The organism is Campylobacter insulaenigrae NCTC 12927 (assembly GCF_000816185.1).
Classification (GTDB): Bacteria; Campylobacterota; Campylobacteria; order Campylobacterales; family Campylobacteraceae; genus Campylobacter_D; species Campylobacter_D insulaenigrae.
This window is the reverse complement of record NZ_CP007770.1, coordinates 998,433-1,015,873: the sequence shown is the minus strand read 5'-3', so window position 1 is coordinate 1,015,873 and position 17,441 is coordinate 998,433. Positions and strand designations below refer to the sequence as shown.

The 17,441-nt window shown below is 29.1% G+C and carries 20 protein-coding genes; 15 read left to right on the top strand and 5 right to left on the bottom strand.

The window, feature by feature from the left end:
* Positions 1-37: 37 nt before the first annotated feature.
* From mnmG to argS, 13 genes are all read left to right on the top strand, one after another.
* A complete protein-coding gene (mnmG, locus tag CINS_RS05290) occupies positions 38-1,888 on the top strand; it encodes a tRNA uridine-5-carboxymethylaminomethyl(34) synthesis enzyme MnmG (RefSeq protein ID WP_039650478.1) in 1,851 nt (616 codons plus the stop codon).
* A gap of 143 nt (positions 1,889-2,031) precedes the next feature.
* Positions 2,032-2,535, top strand: coding sequence for a ubiquinol-cytochrome c reductase iron-sulfur subunit (petA, locus tag CINS_RS05285; protein ID WP_039650476.1), 504 nt, complete (start codon positions 2,032-2,034; stop codon positions 2,533-2,535).
* A gap of 1 nt (position 2,536) precedes the next feature.
* Positions 2,537-3,781 carry a ubiquinol cytochrome c oxidoreductase, cytochrome b subunit gene (locus CINS_RS05280; RefSeq protein ID WP_039650474.1) on the top strand — a complete coding sequence of 415 codons (1,245 nt, stop codon included), beginning with the start codon at positions 2,537-2,539 and terminating at the stop codon, positions 3,779-3,781.
* Position 3,782: 1 nt separating this feature from the next.
* Positions 3,783-4,910, top strand: a complete 1,128-nt coding sequence (locus CINS_RS05275; RefSeq protein WP_039650472.1) for a ubiquinol cytochrome c oxidoreductase, cytochrome c subunit — start codon at positions 3,783-3,785, stop codon at positions 4,908-4,910.
* A 170-nt stretch (positions 4,911-5,080) separates the two neighbouring features.
* On the top strand, positions 5,081-6,244 hold the full coding sequence (locus CINS_RS05270; protein ID WP_039650470.1) for a class I SAM-dependent methyltransferase: 1,164 nt from the start codon (positions 5,081-5,083) through the stop codon (positions 6,242-6,244).
* Positions 6,245-6,359: 115 nt separating this feature from the next.
* Positions 6,360-7,148: a 30S ribosomal protein S2 gene (gene rpsB, locus CINS_RS05265; RefSeq protein WP_039650468.1), complete on the top strand. Its 789-nt coding sequence runs from the start codon at positions 6,360-6,362 to the stop codon at positions 7,146-7,148.
* Positions 7,148-8,224 (top strand): translation elongation factor Ts, encoded by a 1,077-nt coding sequence (gene tsf, locus CINS_RS05260; protein ID WP_039650466.1) that lies wholly within the window; start codon positions 7,148-7,150, stop codon positions 8,222-8,224. Before rpsB ends, tsf begins: the two co-directional genes overlap by 1 nt.
* A gap of 2 nt (positions 8,225-8,226) precedes the next feature.
* Positions 8,227-8,862: an ABC transporter ATP-binding protein gene (locus tag CINS_RS05255; protein WP_039650464.1), complete on the top strand. Its 636-nt coding sequence runs from the start codon at positions 8,227-8,229 to the stop codon at positions 8,860-8,862.
* Positions 8,849-9,619 carry a flagellar biosynthetic protein FliR gene (fliR, locus tag CINS_RS05250; protein ID WP_039650463.1) on the top strand — a complete coding sequence of 257 codons (771 nt, stop codon included), beginning with the start codon at positions 8,849-8,851 and terminating at the stop codon, positions 9,617-9,619. Before CINS_RS05255 ends, fliR begins: the two co-directional genes overlap by 14 nt.
* A gap of 60 nt (positions 9,620-9,679) precedes the next feature.
* Positions 9,680-10,939, top strand: a complete 1,260-nt coding sequence (locus CINS_RS07865; RefSeq protein WP_039650461.1) for a hypothetical protein — start codon at positions 9,680-9,682, stop codon at positions 10,937-10,939.
* Entirely contained in the window at positions 10,936-11,550 is a 615-nt protein-coding gene (locus CINS_RS05240; RefSeq protein ID WP_039650459.1) for a deoxyguanylate kinase / guanylate kinase, read from the top strand. The genes CINS_RS07865 and CINS_RS05240 overlap by 4 nt, the downstream gene beginning before the upstream one ends.
* A gap of 2 nt (positions 11,551-11,552) precedes the next feature.
* Positions 11,553-11,789 carry a twin-arginine translocase TatA/TatE family subunit gene (locus CINS_RS05235; protein WP_039650457.1) on the top strand — a complete coding sequence of 79 codons (237 nt, stop codon included), beginning with the start codon at positions 11,553-11,555 and terminating at the stop codon, positions 11,787-11,789.
* Between the two features lie 10 nt (positions 11,790-11,799).
* Positions 11,800-13,395, top strand: coding sequence for an arginine--tRNA ligase (gene argS / locus CINS_RS05230; RefSeq protein ID WP_039650455.1), 1,596 nt, complete (start codon positions 11,800-11,802; stop codon positions 13,393-13,395).
* Here argS and CINS_RS05225 read toward each other — a convergent pair.
* The 5 genes from CINS_RS05225 to CINS_RS05205 all read right to left on the bottom strand — a co-directional run bounded on the left by CINS_RS05225 (position 13,386) and on the right by CINS_RS05205 (position 16,642).
* Entirely contained in the window at positions 13,386-13,901 is a 516-nt protein-coding gene (locus CINS_RS05225; RefSeq protein ID WP_039650453.1) for a threonine/serine exporter family protein, read from the bottom strand. The genes argS and CINS_RS05225 overlap by 10 nt on opposite strands.
* Complete coding sequence (locus CINS_RS05220) at positions 13,898-14,674, bottom strand: threonine/serine exporter family protein (RefSeq protein ID WP_039650452.1); 777 nt, start codon at positions 14,672-14,674, stop codon at positions 13,898-13,900. The genes CINS_RS05225 and CINS_RS05220 overlap by 4 nt, the downstream gene beginning before the upstream one ends.
* Before the next feature lie 65 nt (positions 14,675-14,739).
* The gene (locus CINS_RS05215; protein ID WP_039650450.1) at positions 14,740-15,339 is read right to left on the bottom strand and encodes a DedA family protein; all 600 of its coding nucleotides are present in this window, start codon (positions 15,337-15,339) and stop codon (positions 14,740-14,742) included.
* Between the two features lie 104 nt (positions 15,340-15,443).
* Positions 15,444-15,926, bottom strand: a complete 483-nt coding sequence (locus CINS_RS05210; protein WP_039650448.1) for a peptidylprolyl isomerase — start codon at positions 15,924-15,926, stop codon at positions 15,444-15,446.
* 8 nt (positions 15,927-15,934) lie between these two features.
* Complete coding sequence (locus CINS_RS05205) at positions 15,935-16,642, bottom strand: YebC/PmpR family DNA-binding transcriptional regulator (RefSeq protein WP_039650446.1); 708 nt, start codon at positions 16,640-16,642, stop codon at positions 15,935-15,937.
* Between the two features lie 146 nt (positions 16,643-16,788).
* On the opposite strand from CINS_RS05205, the gene CINS_RS05200 reads away from it, so the two are divergent.
* Entirely contained in the window at positions 16,789-17,130 is a 342-nt protein-coding gene (locus CINS_RS05200; protein ID WP_039650444.1) for a DMT family transporter, read from the top strand.
* 2 nt (positions 17,131-17,132) lie between these two features.
* Positions 17,133-17,441, top strand: a complete 309-nt coding sequence (locus CINS_RS05195) for a DMT family transporter (RefSeq protein ID WP_052252010.1) — start codon at positions 17,133-17,135, stop codon at positions 17,439-17,441.

Sequence of the window (17,441 nt, the reverse complement as noted above, 5' to 3'; positions counted from 1 at the left end):
TATAATTTTTGCCTTTTTATAAATTTAAGGGCAAGATATGTTTGACATTATTGTAATAGGTGGTGGCCATGCTGGTGTTGAAGCTAGTGCAGCAGCAGCTAGAATGGGTAAAAAAACTTTACTTTTGACAACTTTAATAGAACAAATAGGCGCAGCAAGTTGCAATCCTGCCATAGGAGGCTTAGCTAAAGGACATTTAGTTAAAGAGATTGATGCTATGGGTGGCTTGATGGGTCAAATTACCGATGAGGCGGGAATACAATTTAGGGTTTTAAATGAAAGCAAGGGCGTAGCTGTGCGAGGTAGTAGGGCTCAAATAGATATGGATACTTATAGAATTTGTGCTAGAAATAAACTTTTAAAATTAGATAATTTAGAAATTTCGCAAGAGCAAGTTTTTTCTTTGATTATTGAAAATAACGCAGTTATGGGTGTAAAAACGAATTTAGAAAATACATATTTTGCAAAAAAAATTATTTTAACAACTGGAACTTTTTTAAATGGATTAATTCATATAGGAGAAACTCAACTTCAAGCAGGTAGAGTAGGGGAGCTTGCGGCTGTAAAATTAGGGGAATATTTAAAGCAAAGTGGTTTAAAAATAGGAAGATTAAAAACTGGAACTTGTCCGCGAGTGGATTCTAAAAGTATTGATTTTAGTAAGTTGGAAATTCAATATGGTGATGAAAATCCTAAGGCTTTTAGCTTTAAAACAAAGCAATTTAAACCTACTCAACTTCCTTGCTATATAGCAAGAACAAATTTGAATACGCATAAAATTATAAAAGATAATTTTTATAGGGCTCCGCTTTTTACAGGACAAATTGAAGGGGTAGGTCCTAGATATTGTCCTTCTATAGAAGATAAAATTAATCGTTTTAGTGATAAAGAAAGTCATCATTTGTTTATAGAACCACAAACTAAAGATGCGACAGAATATTATATAAATGGTTTTTCTACTTCATTGCCTTATGAGGTGCAAATTGCCATGTTACGTAGTATTGAAGGATTTGAAAATGCTAAAATTACACGTTTTGGATATGCTATTGAGTATGATTATATTGATCCAACAGAATTAAAACATACATTAGAAACTAAAAAAATTAGTAATTTATATTGTGCTGGACAAATTAATGGAACAACTGGTTATGAAGAAGCTGCAGTACAAGGATTTATGGCAGGAATTAATGCAGTTTTAGCTATAGATGAAAGAGAAGCTTTTGTACTAAGAAGAGATGAAGCTTATATAGGTGTTTTAATTGATGATTTGGTGACCAAAGGGACTAAAGAACCTTATAGAATGTTTACTTCAAGGGCTGAATATAGATTACTTTTAAGAGAGGAAAATGCTATTTTAAGACTTGGGGAATATGGATACAACTTTGGACTTTTAAGCAATGAAGATTTTTTATATATAAGCACCATTAAGGAAAATGTACAAAGAGGTCTTGAATACTTATTACAAACTGCTTGGACTCCAAGTGGCACCAATAATGATTTTTTGCAAAATATTAATGAAGAAAAAATCACTTCTATTGTAACTTTACAAAAAATTGTTGCGCGAGCTAGTTTTAGTATAGAAAAATTAAAAGCTTTAAGTGCTATGTTTGAAGATATGGATGAATATTCTTTAAATGAAATTTTAAATGAAGCAAAATATTATCATTACATAGCTATGCAAAAAGTACAAATTGAAAAAATGAAACATTTGAATGAGCTTAAAATTCCTGAGAATTTTGATTTTACAAAAGTTAGTGGATTGAGTAATGAGGTGGTTGAAAAGTTACAGAAATTTAATCCTCCAACGATTTTTGCTGCTTCTCAAATTAGTGGAATTACTCCAGCTGCACTAGATATTTTGCATATTTACATTAAAATTAAGAAATAATTTAGATATTTGGTATCTAAATTATTTTAATGATACCTTTTTTATCCTATTATTTGGTATTTTGCGAAAGAAAAAATTTATTATTTTTACGATACACTACTTGCTTTTACACTGAAAAATTAAATCAAAATAAAGGAAGTATTATGGCTACATCTGAGAGCAGGCGAAGCTTTATGGGATTTGCCTTTGGAACAGTAGCTGCTGTGGGTGGTGCTTTTTCATTAGTTGCAATGAAAAAAACTTGGGATCCATTGCCAAGTGTTAAAGCAGCAGGAGTTACTACAGTTGATCTTACTGGAATGAAAGAAGGTGAATTAAGAACTATTGAGTGGCGTAAAAAACCAATTTTCATTTTAAAAAAAGATGCTGAAATGGCAAAAGATAGTAAACGAGATGTTGTTGTAGGTGATGTTGCTTATACCGTAGTAATAGGACTTTGTACGCATTTGGGCTGTATTCCAGCTTATGCACCTAGTGATAGAATATTTAAATGTGCTTGTCATGGAGGAGAGTTTGACACTAGTGGTAAAAATATATTTGGTCCTCCTCCAAGACCTTTAGACATTCCACCTTTTAGAATTGATGGAACAAAATTAGTTTTGGGTGAAGAAGGTCCAGAATATAAAAAAATAATGGCGGAGGCTTAAAATGGCGCAAATTAGAAAAGCTACTGGTATTATTGATTGGCTTGATCAAAGATTAGCCGTAAATAAACTTTTTAATGTTTTAATGGCACAATATTGGATACCAAAACAAATTAATTTTTTATGGGCAATGGGCGTTATATTAACAACACTTTTTGCAGTACTGTTTGTTTCAGGATTGTTTTTAGTAATGTACTATAAACCAGATGTTGCTTTGGCTTTTGATAGTGTTAATAAAACTATCATGCAAGAGGTTGAATATGGATGGCTTTGGCGTCACATGCATGGAGTTGCCGCTTCTGTTATATTTTTGATTATTTATATTCATATGCTTACTGGAATTTATTACGGTTCTTATAAGAGAGGTCGTGAAATGATTTGGGTAAGCGGAATGTTATTGTTTGTTGTTTTTTCAGCAGAGGCATTTAGTGGTTATATGTTGCCTTGGGGACAGATGAGTTTTTGGGCTGCTCAAGTTATTACTCAACTTTTTGGAGGAATTCCATTTATAGGTGATGAGTTGGTTATTTGGATAAGAGGAGATTTTGCTGTTTCAGATCCGACCTTAACAAGATTTTTTATGCTCCATGTTTGTCTGCTACCTATTGTGATTTTGGCGATTATAGCTTTCCACTTTTATTCATTAAGAATTCCTCATGTTAATAATGAAATTTCAGAAGAAATTGATTTTGATTTAGAAGCGGAAAAATATTTAGCAGGTGATACTAAAAGCGCTAAAGTTATCCCTTTTTGGCCCGCATTTTTAGCAAAAGATTTCATGTATATTGCATTATTTATGATTTTCTTTTTCTATTTAGTGAGTTTTAATTTTAATTTTGCAATGGATCCTATAAATTTTGATCCTGCCAATTCTTTAAAAACTCCTGCACATATTTATCCTGAGTGGTATTTCTTATGGAGCTATGAAGTTTTACGAGGATTTTTCTTTGATATAGCTGGCATTAAGGCTTTTGATATAGGTCTTGCTGCTTTTGGTATAGCTCAAATTATTTTCTTTTTATTACCATGGCTAGATAGAAGTGATGTCGTAAAACCTGCACATGAAAGACCGTTGTTTTTTGTATGGTTTTGGGTTTTGTTGGTAGATATGATTGTATTAACTGTGTATGGAAAACTTCCTCCAACAGGTATTAATGCATGGATAGGATTTTATGCATCTATAGTATTTTTATTGCTATTATTAGTTGTATTGCCAATTATTACAATTATGGAAAGAAAAAGGGGTTAATATGAGAGAATTAAAAATATTTTTCGTAGTTGTATTTTTTACTGGTTTGGTGTATTGGGGCGTAGAACCTTTTGCTCATTCTGTTATGAATCCTCTTTCTACTCCTGTAAATTTTAATTTTGCACAAGCAGATGAAGAATTTTTTAAACAAGAGATAGCCACCAAAGAAAAAGCATTGGAAGAAGCTAAAGCAAGTGGAAATGAAAAAGCTATTGTAAATTCTCAAAAAACTTTAGATGCTGCAATGCAACAAGAGCAACAAGTCAAACAAATGTGGGAAAAGATTGCTAAAATTGATTTTTCAAAAGCTAATGTTCAAAAAGGAAAGGAAATTTTTGAAGGAAATTGTGTGGCTTGCCATGGTATGAAAGCTGCTGAAATTCCTGCTAGTATTACGGACTCTTCTTTAGGCGTAACCCCTCCTGATTTAAGTGATGCTGGTAGTATTTATGATGAGAAATTTTTAGCAGCATTAATTATAGATCCTGTAAATACTTTGCAAATTTCACATAAATTTAATGACGAAAATCCTTTTTTGATGCCTGCATATCCTTTAAGTGGTGATGAGGTTCAAGATAGTAGTGATCTAGCTAATTTGATAGCTTTTTTAAAAGATACGGCAATAAATTATGAAAAAGATTTTGAAGCAACATTAAAAACTCAATTAGAAGAAAAATATTCTAAAAATCAAGATTTATCAGATGCAGCTAAAACAGCTTTGATTACGAAAGAAATTGATTTTGCAAAAAATAAAAAAGTATTTGAAAATGCTTGTGGAAGATGTCATGATGTAAAATACGATGGTTTTATGTCTAGTTCTAATATGAGTGATTTAAAAAATTATCTTGGCATGACCCCTCCTGATTTATCAATGATGATTCGTTCTAAAGGCGAACATTATCTTAATATTTTTATTAATGAACCACAAAAGAAAATTCATGGGACAGCTATGCCTAGAGTTGGACTAAATGAAAAATCACAAACTCAAGTTATTGATTATCTTGAAAAGGTTGGAGATAGTAAAAAAGAAGAAAGAGAGCAAACTGGAATTTATATTATGATTTTCTTTGCGATCTTAAGTATTTTTGCTATAGGTTGGAAACGATCAGTTTGGTCAAAACTTCATTAATTACTGTAATCCGCCATTGGGAATAATGGCGGATATTTTTATTTATTATCCAAATTTTTAATTATAAATTATAAATATTTTACTATTTTGTGTATTGACTTAGTTTTATGTAAAATTAATATTATTTTAATTATTATTCTTTGATAAAAATTATTATTAAGGAATAATTAGTGTTTGAGAAATTATTAATAAAAAAAATGTTTAAAAGATTTACTTACGGTGATTTTAAAGTTATTTTTTGGGATGGAGATGAATTATGTTTTGGAAAAAATGAAGCCAAATTTTCTTTAGTTTTTAAAGAAAAAATTCCATTGAAATATTTATTTGCAGACGTAAGTTTAGTTTTTGCAAGGCACTATATGCAAAATAAATTAGATATATATGGCAGTTATGATGAATTGATGAAAGTGCTTTATTATTTTTCTAATAGAAATTTTTTAAAAAATGATAAGATTATTTTAAGTAAAATACATCAACATCAAGAAAGCAAAAATATTAAAAGTCATTATGATTTGGGTAATGATTTTTACAAACTGTGGCTTGATGAAACCATGAGTTATTCTTGTGCTTATTTTAAAGAAGCTAGCGATACGCTTTATGATGCACAAATTAACAAAATAAATCATACTCTTAAAAAACTTGATTTAAAGCCTAACGAAAAACTTTTAGATATAGGTTGTGGCTGGGGTTTTCTTTCTGTTAAAGCTGCTTTAGAATATGGAGTTAATGTTGTTGGTATTACTATTTCTCAAGAGCAATTTAATAAAGCTAATGAATTAGTGAAAAATTTTCAGCTTGAAAATAAGGTTGAAATAAGATTGCAAAATTATCAAGATTTAGAATTTAAAGACTATTTTGACAAAGTTGTTTCTGTAGGTATGTTTGAACATGTTGGAAAAGATAATTTGGATTTATATTTTGCTAAAGTTAAACAAGTATTAAAACCTGGTGGAAGCTTCTTATTGCATTCTATTTTGTCTCTTTTTGAAGGAAAAACCAATGCTTGGATAGATAAGTATATTTTTCCTGGTGGATATTTGCCTTCTTTAAGAGAAGTCATAAGTATTGCAAGTGAATCCGATTTTCATCTTTTACTTGCTGAAAGTTTGAGAATACATTATGCAAAAACATTAGATTGTTGGTATGAGAATTTTACTAATGTATTAAGTGAAGTTAGAAAAAAATATGATGAAGAATTTATAAGAATGTGGAGTCTTTATTTACGTTCTTGCTCAAGTGCTTTTAGAGTTGGTAGTGTTGATTTGTTTCAGTTTTTATTAACTAAAGAAATTAACAATAATTTATCTTTAACTAAGGAATACGTTTATAAGTAAAAACTAAACTTAAATTTGGTAAGATTCCAGTTTCATTTCACACGCATCAATCCTTTTTAGCTTGTTTAAATTAAGGGGTGCGGAGGAATAAAGCTAAATTAATAAGGAGAAGCTCATGGTTAGTATGAGAGATTTATTAGAATGTGGTGTTCATTTTGGACATCAAACAAGAAGATGGAATCCAAAAATGAAAAAATTTATTTTTGGTGAAAGAAAAGGAATTTATGTAATTGATTTACAGAAAACCTTAAGATATTTTAGATATACCTATAATATAGTTCGTGATGCTGCTGCAGAAGGAAAAACTATACTTTTTGTTGGAACAAAAAAACAAGCAGGCGGAGCAATTAAAGAATATGCTGAAAAATGTGGAATGCCATATGTAAATCATAGATGGCTTGGCGGTATGATGACAAATTTTGGAACAATTCGTCAATCAATTAGAAAATTAGAAGTTATAGAAAAAATGGAAGAAGATGGAAGTATTAAGCTTCTAACAAAAAAAGAAGCTTTGATGCTTACTAGAAAAAAAGAAAAATTATTAGCGTATCTTGGCGGTATTCGTTATATGAAAACTCAACCAGATATGATTTTTGTTATTGATACAGTTAAAGAAAAAATTGCTGTACAAGAAGCAAATAGACTAAAAATCCCTGTTGTAGCTCCACTTGATACAAATTGTGATCCTGACTTAGTTGATTTCCCAATTCCAGGTAATGATGATGCTATTCGTTCGGTTCAGCTTTTTTGTCAAGAAATGGCTGAAGCTATTAATGAAGGAAAAGCCTTGAGAGATCAAGATGGTGACGTTATAGATCAAGAGGCACCAGTTAGCGATGAAGAAAAAAAAGAAATTTTGGAAGAAGCTATGAGTGAAGAAGATTTTGAAGGAGATAGAGAATAATGGCTGAAATCACCGCACAGATGGTAAAGGAATTGCGCGAAAGTACTGGCGCAGGTATGATGGATTGTAAAAATGCCTTAAAAGACACAGATGGAGATTTTGAAAAAGCAGTTCAACTTTTAAGAGAAAAAGGTTTAGGAAAGGCTGAAAAAAAAGCTGATCGTTTGGCAGCTGAGGGTCTTGTTAGTGTAAAAGTGAGTGATGATTTTAAGATTGCAACTGTAAGTGAAATTAATTCTGAAACAGATTTTGTTGCCAAAAATGAACAATTTATTTCATTAACTAAAGATACAACAAATCATATTCAAACTAAAAATATTCAAGATATCGAAGAACTTTATTCAAGTGAGATTGATGGAGTTAAATTTGAAGAATATTTGAAAAGTCAAATTGCAACTATTGGTGAAAATTTGGTCGTAAGAAGACTTGCAACATTAAAAGCCGGTGCTAATGGCGTAGTTAATGGTTATATTCACACCAATGGTCGTGTAGGTGTTATTGTAGCAGCATCTTGTGATAGTGAAGCAACAGTCTCAAAGTGTAGTGAATTTTTAAAACATCTTTGTATGCATATAGCTGCCATGAAGCCTAGCTACCTATCTTATGAAGATTTAGATATGGAATTTGTAGAAAATGAATACAAGGCTTTAGTGGCTGAATTAGAAAAAGATAATGAAGAAAGAAGAAGATTAAAAGATCCAAATAAACCTGAGCATAAAATTCCAAAATTTGCGAGTAGAAAACAGTTGAATGAAAGTATTTTAAAGGAAGCAGAGGAAAATATTAAAGCTGAGCTTAAAGCGCAAGGAAAACCTGAAAAAATATGGCATAACATTATTCCTGGAAAAATGAATAGCTTTATTGCTGATAATTCTCAATTAGATAGTAGACTCACATTGATGGGTCAATTTTATGTAATGGATGATAAAAAAACTATTGAGCAGATTATAGCTGAAAAAGAGAAAGAATTTAATGGAAGCATCAAAATAGTAGACTTTATCCGTTTTGAAGTTGGAGAAGGTTTAGAAAAGAAAACAGAAGATTTTGCTGCTGAAGTTGCTGCTCAGATGAGTTAATAATGGAAATTTTAAGAGCGGAAAATTTAAAACATAGTTTTGATTATCCGCTTTTTGAAAATCTTGATTTGTCATTATATGCAAAAGACTGTGTGGCTATACAAGGACCTAGTGGGTGTGGTAAATCAACTCTTTTGCATATACTTTCTACCTTATTAAAACCGCAATACGGAAATGTTTATTATAGAGGTAAAGATATATATAATATACAAGATAAAGAATTGTTAAATATTCGTCGCAATGAATTTGGAATTATTTTTCAAACTCATTATTTATTTAAGGGTTTTTATGCTTTTGAAAATATAGAACTTGCTAGTATCTTGAGTAAACAAAAGATTGATAATGAACTTTTATATAAACTTGATATAGCTCATTTAATGAAGCAAAAAATAACTAGATTAAGCGGTGGACAACAACAAAGAGTTAGTATTGCAAGAATTTTGAGTAAAAAGCCAAAAATTATTTTTGCAGATGAAGCTACAGGAAATTTAGATTATAAAAATGCTTGTAATGTGATTGAAATTCTAATTGATTATGTAAAAAATAATAAAGCTATATTAGTCTTTGTGACACATGATCAAGAACTATCAAAAAAGTGTGATTATGTTTATCATTTAGGAAATCATGGAATTTGTTAAGTATCTTGGTGATCAAAATGTTATTACTTTTATGCTACTTTTTGCGAGAATGAGTGGTTTGATTGTTTTTTTTCCATTTTTTTCACACAATAGCATTCCTTTAATCATTAAAACCACTTTGACATTGTTTTTAACAATGTTTTTATTTCCTTTAGCAAAATTAGAAAACAATATTTTAGATAATTTTTTTATACTTTTTATTTTAAGTGAAATTTTATTTGGTATGATCGCTGGTCTTATCTTACAAATGGTTTTTGCTATTTTGCAAATGGCAGGTGAGCAGGTATCTTTTACTATGGGTTTTTCTATGGCTAGCATAGTTGACCCAACTACAGGTGTTAATACACCAGTTATTTCACAAGTTTTAAATTTATTAGCTTTGCTTTGCTTTTTAGCTTTTGATGGGCATCATTTGATTTTGCTTTTTATATCGAACTCTTTAGAATATATTAATTTGGGTGGATTTTATCCTCATGAAAATTTAATGCTATATCTAAACAAATCTATGGTAAATATCTTTGTTCTAGGTTTTTCTATGGCTTTTCCTATTTTAGCGATTTCTTTATTATCAGATGTAATTTTTGGCATGCTGATGAAAACAATGCCTCAATTTAATTTATTAGTTATTGGTTATCCCATAAAGATATTTTTGTCTTTTGCTGTTTTAATAGCAATTTTATTAATAATGATGCAGTATTTTAAAAATTTAATTATGAAAGGTTTTGAACATATAGAATTATTATTTTTCAACATATAAGCAATAAATAATTAAAAATATTTTAAAATAACAGTATTTTTTTAGTTTTAGGAGATGCAAATGAAAGTTTTGCTTGTTAATTCTAATGTTGCAGTATCTAAGTTGGTTAGTTTGGGTGTGCAAAAACTTGGTTATGATTTTGAAGAAATTGCTAATATTGATGATGAACTTTCATATTATGATATTATTCTTGTTGATCACGATAGCGAAGTAGATTTTGATTATCTTGCAACTAAGTGTGAACGATTAATTTATTTATTGCCAAGAAATCAAGAAAAAAAGGATGGAATAGAGTATTTATATAAACCTTTTTTACCAACTGATTTTATAGAGTTACTTAGTGAAACTAGAGCTGTTGTTAAAAATATTGATAGTGAAAATATAGATGAAGAATTGTTAGAAATTAATGATGATATGGATATTGACAAAGATATTGAAAATGATGAGTTATTAGAAGAACTAAATTTAGATGAAGAAGAAAATCTAGAAGAAAATCTAGAAGAAAATCTAGAAGAAAATCTAGAAGAAAATCTAGAAGAAAATCTAGAAGAAAATCTAGAAGAAAATCTAGAAGAAAATCTAGAAGAAAATCTAGAAGAAAATCTAGAAGAAAATCTAGAAGAAAATCTAGAAGAAAATCTAGAAGAAAATCTAGAAGAAAATCTAGAAGAAAATCTAGAAGAAAATCTAGAAGAAAATCCTGCCGATTTACTTAATATTAATAATTTAGAAGAACCTCTTGTAGAGGAAGTCGGAGAAAAGGAGATCGATTTTACTGATATTCCAGATGATGCTAAATTTATTGGTGAAAATGATGATATAAACTTTGAAAATTTACACGATGAACAGCCTCATGTAGAAGAAATCTTGGAACAACAAGATAAATTGCAAAATGATGAATTTGTTTTAGAAGATGAAATTAGCACTCAAGATAAAATTAAAGAAGAGCTTGCTGCTATTGATGAATTGGATGAAGAATTTAATACAACTAATGATGAAATGGTAGAAAAAAATAATATGGGTAAAAATATGGAACAAGAATATGACTTTTATTCTTTAAATGAAAAAGACATTAAAGAAGCTTTAGGTGAAAATATTTCTGAACAATCAATAAGTGATAATATTGATGATACAGTTGATCATATTGTATGTGATAAATCTTTAATGAAGGAACAAAGTGAAGAAATGGTCAATGAGCTAAGTAAAAGTATTGCACAAACCATTACTTCGAGCATTACAGATGATACCTTAAAAGCAGCATTAAAAGGTATGAATATGAGTATAAATATAAATATAAGTTTTGATGAGAATAAACATTGAGTGGTCAAATTTTAATTATATCAGGACCAAGTGGAGCAGGTAAGAGCACTTTATTGAAAAAACTTTTTGAAGAAAAAAAAGATATTTATTTTTCTGTATCAAGTACTACCAGAATGCCAAGAAAAGGTGAAAAAAATGGTATTGATTATTTTTTTATTAGCGAGAATGAATTTAAACAAGGTATAGAAAATGGAGAATTTTTAGAATGGGCTTTAGTACATAAAAACTATTATGGCACTTCTTTGGTTCCTATAAAGCAAGCATTGCAAGAAGGAAAAAGTGTTATTTTTGATATTGATGTACAAGGTTTTTGTATAGCAAAAGAAAAAATGTCACATTTTATCACTTCAGTTTTTGTTACAACTAAAAGTAAAAAAGAGCTTGAAAAAAGATTGCTTAAGCGAAATGCTGATAAAATGGAAGACATTGATAAAAGACTAGAGAATGCTAGTAAAGAAATGGAATTCTTAGATCAATATGATTTTTTGATAATTAATGAGGATATTCAAACAAGTTACAAGCAGTTAGAAGCAGTATTTGAAGTATCTAAAATAAAAAGTCAAAAGTATAATTTAAAAGAAATTATAAATCAATGGAATAAAGGAGAATAAATATGCATATGCCAAGTGGAACCCAATGGTTAATTATACTTCTTATAGTAGTATTACTTTTTGGTGCTAAGAAAATACCTGAACTTGCAAAGGGTTTAGGTAAGGGAATTAAAACTTTTAAGGATGAAATGAATACCGAAGATGATAAGAAAATAGTTCAAGATGATACTCAAAAAATTGAGAAAACGAATGATAAAAATGATTTTGTAAAAGAAAATGACGAAATAAAAAAAGCATAAAAGGTAAAAATTGAAAACTTTAATTTATGAAATAATTAAAGAAAAGATAGGAATGGATTTTATTTTAGAAAATCCTAAAAATAAAAATCTAGCACATTTTGCAACTCCGTTGGCATTTTCTCTAGCCAAAGAATTAAAACAAAATCCTATGTTGATTGCAAAAGATATAGCTTTAAAGTTACAAAAATGTGAGTGTTTTGATAGTGTTGAAGTGGTTAATGGATATGTAAATTTTAAGCTTTCTAAAGATTTTTTAAATACTTTAGCTAATAAAGCCTTGAAAGATCCTAACAACTTCGCAAGAGATGAAAAAAAAGAAGAAAGTTTTTTGCTTGAGTATGTTAGTGCAAATCCAACAGGTCCATTGCATATAGGACATGCAAGAGGCGCGATTTTTGGTGATACCTTAGCAAGGCTTGCAAGGCATTTGGGATATAAATTTGATACTGAATATTATGTGAATGATGCGGGCAATCAAATTTATCTTTTAGGATTGTCAATTTTACTTATCGTTAAAGAATATTGTTTAAAAGAAGATGTAGTTTATCCTCAAGAGTATTATAAAGGTGAGTATATTATTGATCTTGCTTATGAAGCATTTGGTAAATTTGGTACAGAATTTTTTATCGAGGAAAATATTTTAAATCTTGCAATATGGGCCAAAGATAGAATGCTTGAATTAATAAAACAAAATTTAGCTGATGCAAATATTTATATTGATTCTTATGTAAGTGAAACTAGTTATTATAAAGATTTGGAAAATACCCTAGAAAGTCTAAAAAAACATGGTGGGATTTACGAAAAAGATGGAAAAATTTGGCTTGCATCTACTGCTAAGGGTGATGAAAAAGATCGAGTAATTTTAAAAGATGATGGGAAAGGTACTTACCTAGCTGCTGATATAGTTTATCATAAAGATAAAATGAGTCGTCCATATACAAGATGTATCAATATTTGGGGTGCTGATCACCACGGATATATAGCTAGAGTAAAAGCTGCTATGGATTTTTTAGGTTTTAACAGCAATAATTTAGAGATTATTTTAGCACAAATGGTTTCATTATTAAAAAATGGTGAACCATACAAAATGAGCAAAAGAGCTGGTAATTTTATATTAATGAGTGATGTTTTAGAGGAGCTTGGCAGCGATGCGCTTAGATATATTTTTCTTAGTAAAAAATGTGATACGCATTTAGAATTTGATATAGATGAATTTACAAAAGAAGATAGTTCTAATCCTATATTTTATATAAATTATGCGCATGCTAGGATTCATCAAGTTTTTGCTAAGGCTAATAAATCAATAGAAGATGTTGTTGATATTGAATTTAATACATTAAACGAAGAAGGTATGAATCTTTTATTTGAAAGCTTAAATTTAAAAGCTGTTTTAAAAGACGCATTTGAGAATAGGGCATTGCAAAAAATTCCAGATTATTTAAAAAATTTAGCAACACTTTTTCATAAATTTTATAATGAAAATAAAGTAGTTGGTTCTAAAAATGAAGATGAATTATTAAAACTTTTCGCAATCTGTGCTTTGAGTATAAAAACTGCTTTTATGTTGATGGGAATTGAAGCAAAAAATAAAATGAATCATGATTGATCTTGATCATGATTTTTTATATTTCTTGTCATCATAAAACTTTGCTCAAAAAACAAAAGCAAAGTCACACTAACTCCTACTGCTAAGGCTAAAGTTACAGAAAGAGTTGTAAAAAAATAATCGAAAAATTGTATTAGAAATTCTGTTTTTAATTTGATTTCATCGGTCCTTATGAAGGATATAAGATATAATATCGCTTTGTATGCATAAATTCCGGGTATCATCGGAATGAGTGCTGGAAAAGCTATGATTTCTGCAGGAGTTTTAAAAATTTTAGCTAAAAAAAGTCCAATGCAACCTATAGCAAAAGATGCGATAAATGTTGATATGGCTAAAGTTTCGAATCCAAAATAATTTATTAAAGTAAAACGCAAACTATGGGCAATAGCAGCCAAAAGAGCAGATAAAAAAAGAGTTTTTAATGGAGGATTGCATGCATATGCAAAACCAAATCCTGTAATAGCTGCAAAAAGCATATCCCAAAGTATAGATGAATAATCAATCATTGTAAAATTCCAAAGTTATTAATACTTAAAGTTGTATAAATTCCAATAGCAATACAACAAATCAGTATCGCTACGCTAATAATGCGACTAAAACCCATTAAAATATGATTTTTTAAAATATCTATTATAGAATTTATAAAATAAACTCCTGGTATGAGATATAAAATACTAGATCCAAGCGCCACATTTGATTCTTTGATAAGATTTAGATCAACTCCCAAAAAAACTATTAGTGAAGAAACAAAAGAGCATATAATATATTGAAATCTTAAATCAATTTTGATTTTAGTGAGAATAAATCTTAAGTTTAGCCCAACTAATGTAGCAATAAAAACAAAACCGCATCCATAAATATCACCACCAAAAAGTTTGCAAAATGCGGAATTTGCACTAGAAACTAGAAAAATATTCAAAAATACTGAGCCTTTTTTAACTTGGGTTATTTTGTAGAATAAAATTTTAGCTTGACTTAGATTATATTTATTATCATAAATTTTCCAGCTTAATGCACTCAATTCTAGAATAAGTGTGAAATTAATATGTTTATGTTCATTAGGGACAATAAAAGTTCTTTGAATAGAGTTATTTTCTCTATCATAAATATTGATTGCGGTATGATGGAAGAAAAAATTCATATTTATTTCATAATTGTAAGCATCAGCTATTCTACTTACACATTTTGCAACTCTTGCAGTATAAGTACCAGCACTTAAAAAAATGGTAATATATGATATTAAAAAGTCTGTTAATTCTTGAATATTTGGTTTATACATTTTTCCTCTAATTTTGTTTTATTGATTAATTGTATCAAAATAAAATTAAGTAAAAAATCAATATTTTATTGATTTTTCTTTCTTATAAGAATATAAATTAATATTACAAAACATACAAAAATAATACAAGAGATTACAACTAAGTGTAGGTATTCTTTTAATAAATTTTCATTTTGACCTAAAACATATCCCAATATAAGTAAAATTAAGCACCAAATTCCAGCTCCTAAACTTGTATATAATATGAATTTACTCAAATTCATTCTTGCAAGTCCAGCAGGAAGTGAAATATACTGACGTAAGCCAGGGATCAATCTACCCGTGAATGTTGAAATTTCTCCGTGTTTATTGAAAAAAAATTCAAATTTGTTAAATTTTTCTTCATTAATTCCAAAATATCTACATATTTTTAAAACTATATTTCGCCCTAAAAAATAACAAAGATAATAGTTAAATAACGCTCCTAAAAGTGCTCCGAAAATTCCACAAAAAAGGCAAATGAAGAAGTTTAATTCATTTTGTTGTGCTAGGTACCCTGCAGGAATCATTACTATTTCACTAGGAAAAGGAAAAAAAGAGCTTTCAATAAACATTAAAAAAATTATTCCTAAATAACCCCAATCTTTTGCGAGTGTTAATAAAAAATTTATAAGATCTTCAAGCATTTATATTCCTAATTTAGTTTTGAGAAGTTTAATTTAGTATTTTAAATTTTTAGATAATTTAAGAGTAAAACGAGTATTTTCTCCTTGAATTTAAGGAGAAATATTTATTTGCTTTTTAAGATTTTAATAATTTTAATTTTATCCTCAGCTTTAATGCTATCTAAAACTTTTAAACTTTCTTTGTCATTTTCGTCAATTTGTCCAAATACGGTATGAACTCCATCGAGATGGGCTTGTGAACTATGGCAGATGAAAAATTGAGATCCGCCTGTGTCTCTTCCTGCGTGTGCCATAGATAAGCTTCCTCTTAAGTGCTTATGTTTTTGATTGTCACATTCGCACTCAATTTCATATCCTGGTCCACCCGTGCCTGTACCATAAGGACAACCACCTTGTATAACAAAATTTGGTATAACTCGATGAAAACTTAGTCCGTTATAAAATTCTTCATTTGCTAAATTTGCAAAGTTGCAAACAGTTTGTGGTGCTTCATCAGGAAACAATTTTAAAGTCATATCACCTTTATCAGTACTTATAATAGCATAGTTATAATTATTAGCATTTTGAGTGTCAATTTTTTTTAGCATATTTTTCCTTATTCTATATTAGTATAAACTGCTTGAACATCATCATCATCATCTAATTTATCAAGTAGTTTTTCTATGTCAAGCAATTGTTCTTCGCTGAAAGTTACTGGATTATTAGCAAGGTATTCTAAACCTGCTTTTTTTAGCACTAAACCTTTTTTTTCTATAACATTACTTAATTCACCAAAAGCAGTATAATCTCCGATAATTAACAATTCTTCTTTGTTTTGTTCTAGTTGTTCAAGTCCAAAATCAATAAGCTCAAGTTCAAGCTCTTCTAAGTCTCCCTCAAATTTTTCTAAATGAAAAACAGCCTTATAAGAAAACATAAAAGTTAAAGAACCATTTTGTAAAATTTCTCCACCATTTTTGCTAAAAATTGCCTTAACATTTGCTACAGTTCGGGTAGGATTGTCGCTCATACATTCAACTATAATTAAAGCTCCATGTGCTGCTTTTCCTTCATAGTGTATATTTTTAATATCTGCACCATCTTTACCGCTAGCTCTTTTTATGGCCGCATCAATATTATCTTTTGGCATATTATTAGCTTTTGCAGTAGCTATGGCACTACGAAGCTTAGGATTCATATCAGGATCAGTTCCACCTTCCTTGGCTGCTACTTGTATAGCTTTGGCAAGTTTTGGAAAAAGTTTGCTCATTTTATCCCATCTTGCTTCTTTAGAGGCTCTGCGGTATTCAAACGCTCTTCCCATAAATTCTCTCTTTCTTGAATAATTTAAACGTAAAAGTATAAACTAATAAGTCTAAATTTGATTTTAAAGAATTGTAAGATAAAATAAACAAATATTAAATTGTATTCTCAATATCAACATAAAAATCAAAATATATAAGGACGTCAATGAATGCGAAAAAGGAAGTTTTAATCGCATGGTTATTTTTGATTGGAGCTATTGTTTTTGAAGTAATAGGCACAAGTTTTTTAAAAATGGAAAATAAAATTTTTGCTTATTTTTTTATGGCTCTTTTTATAGCTTGTTCGTATTATTTTATGGGTCTTGCGATCAAAAAAATTCAAATTGGTATTGCGTATGCTGTATGGGAACTTTTAGGAATGATTTTGATTCTTTTAATTTCTTTTTTATTGTTTAAAGAGACTCTAACAAATCTGCAGATGTTAGGAATTGTTTTATCTATTGTTGGCATAGTGATGATTAATGTTGGTGAGGTAAAAGAAGAATGAAAATATACTTATTGATGATTATTTTATCTGCTTTACTTGATATTGCTGCTAATTTATTGCTTAAAAAATCTGAAAGTTTTAAATATAAAAAATGGGGTTTTAGTGCTATTATTTGCGCCATTATGGCTTTTTTCATTTTATCTTTTAGTTTAGAATACGTACCTTTGAGTATAGCTTACTCAACTTGGGGTGCAGTTGGTATTATAGGAACTTGCCTTGGAGGATGGATTTTATACAAAGAAAAATTAAATAAAATAGGTTTAGCTGGTATCGTTGTTGTTTTGGTAGCTATGGTGCTTTTAAATTCTTAA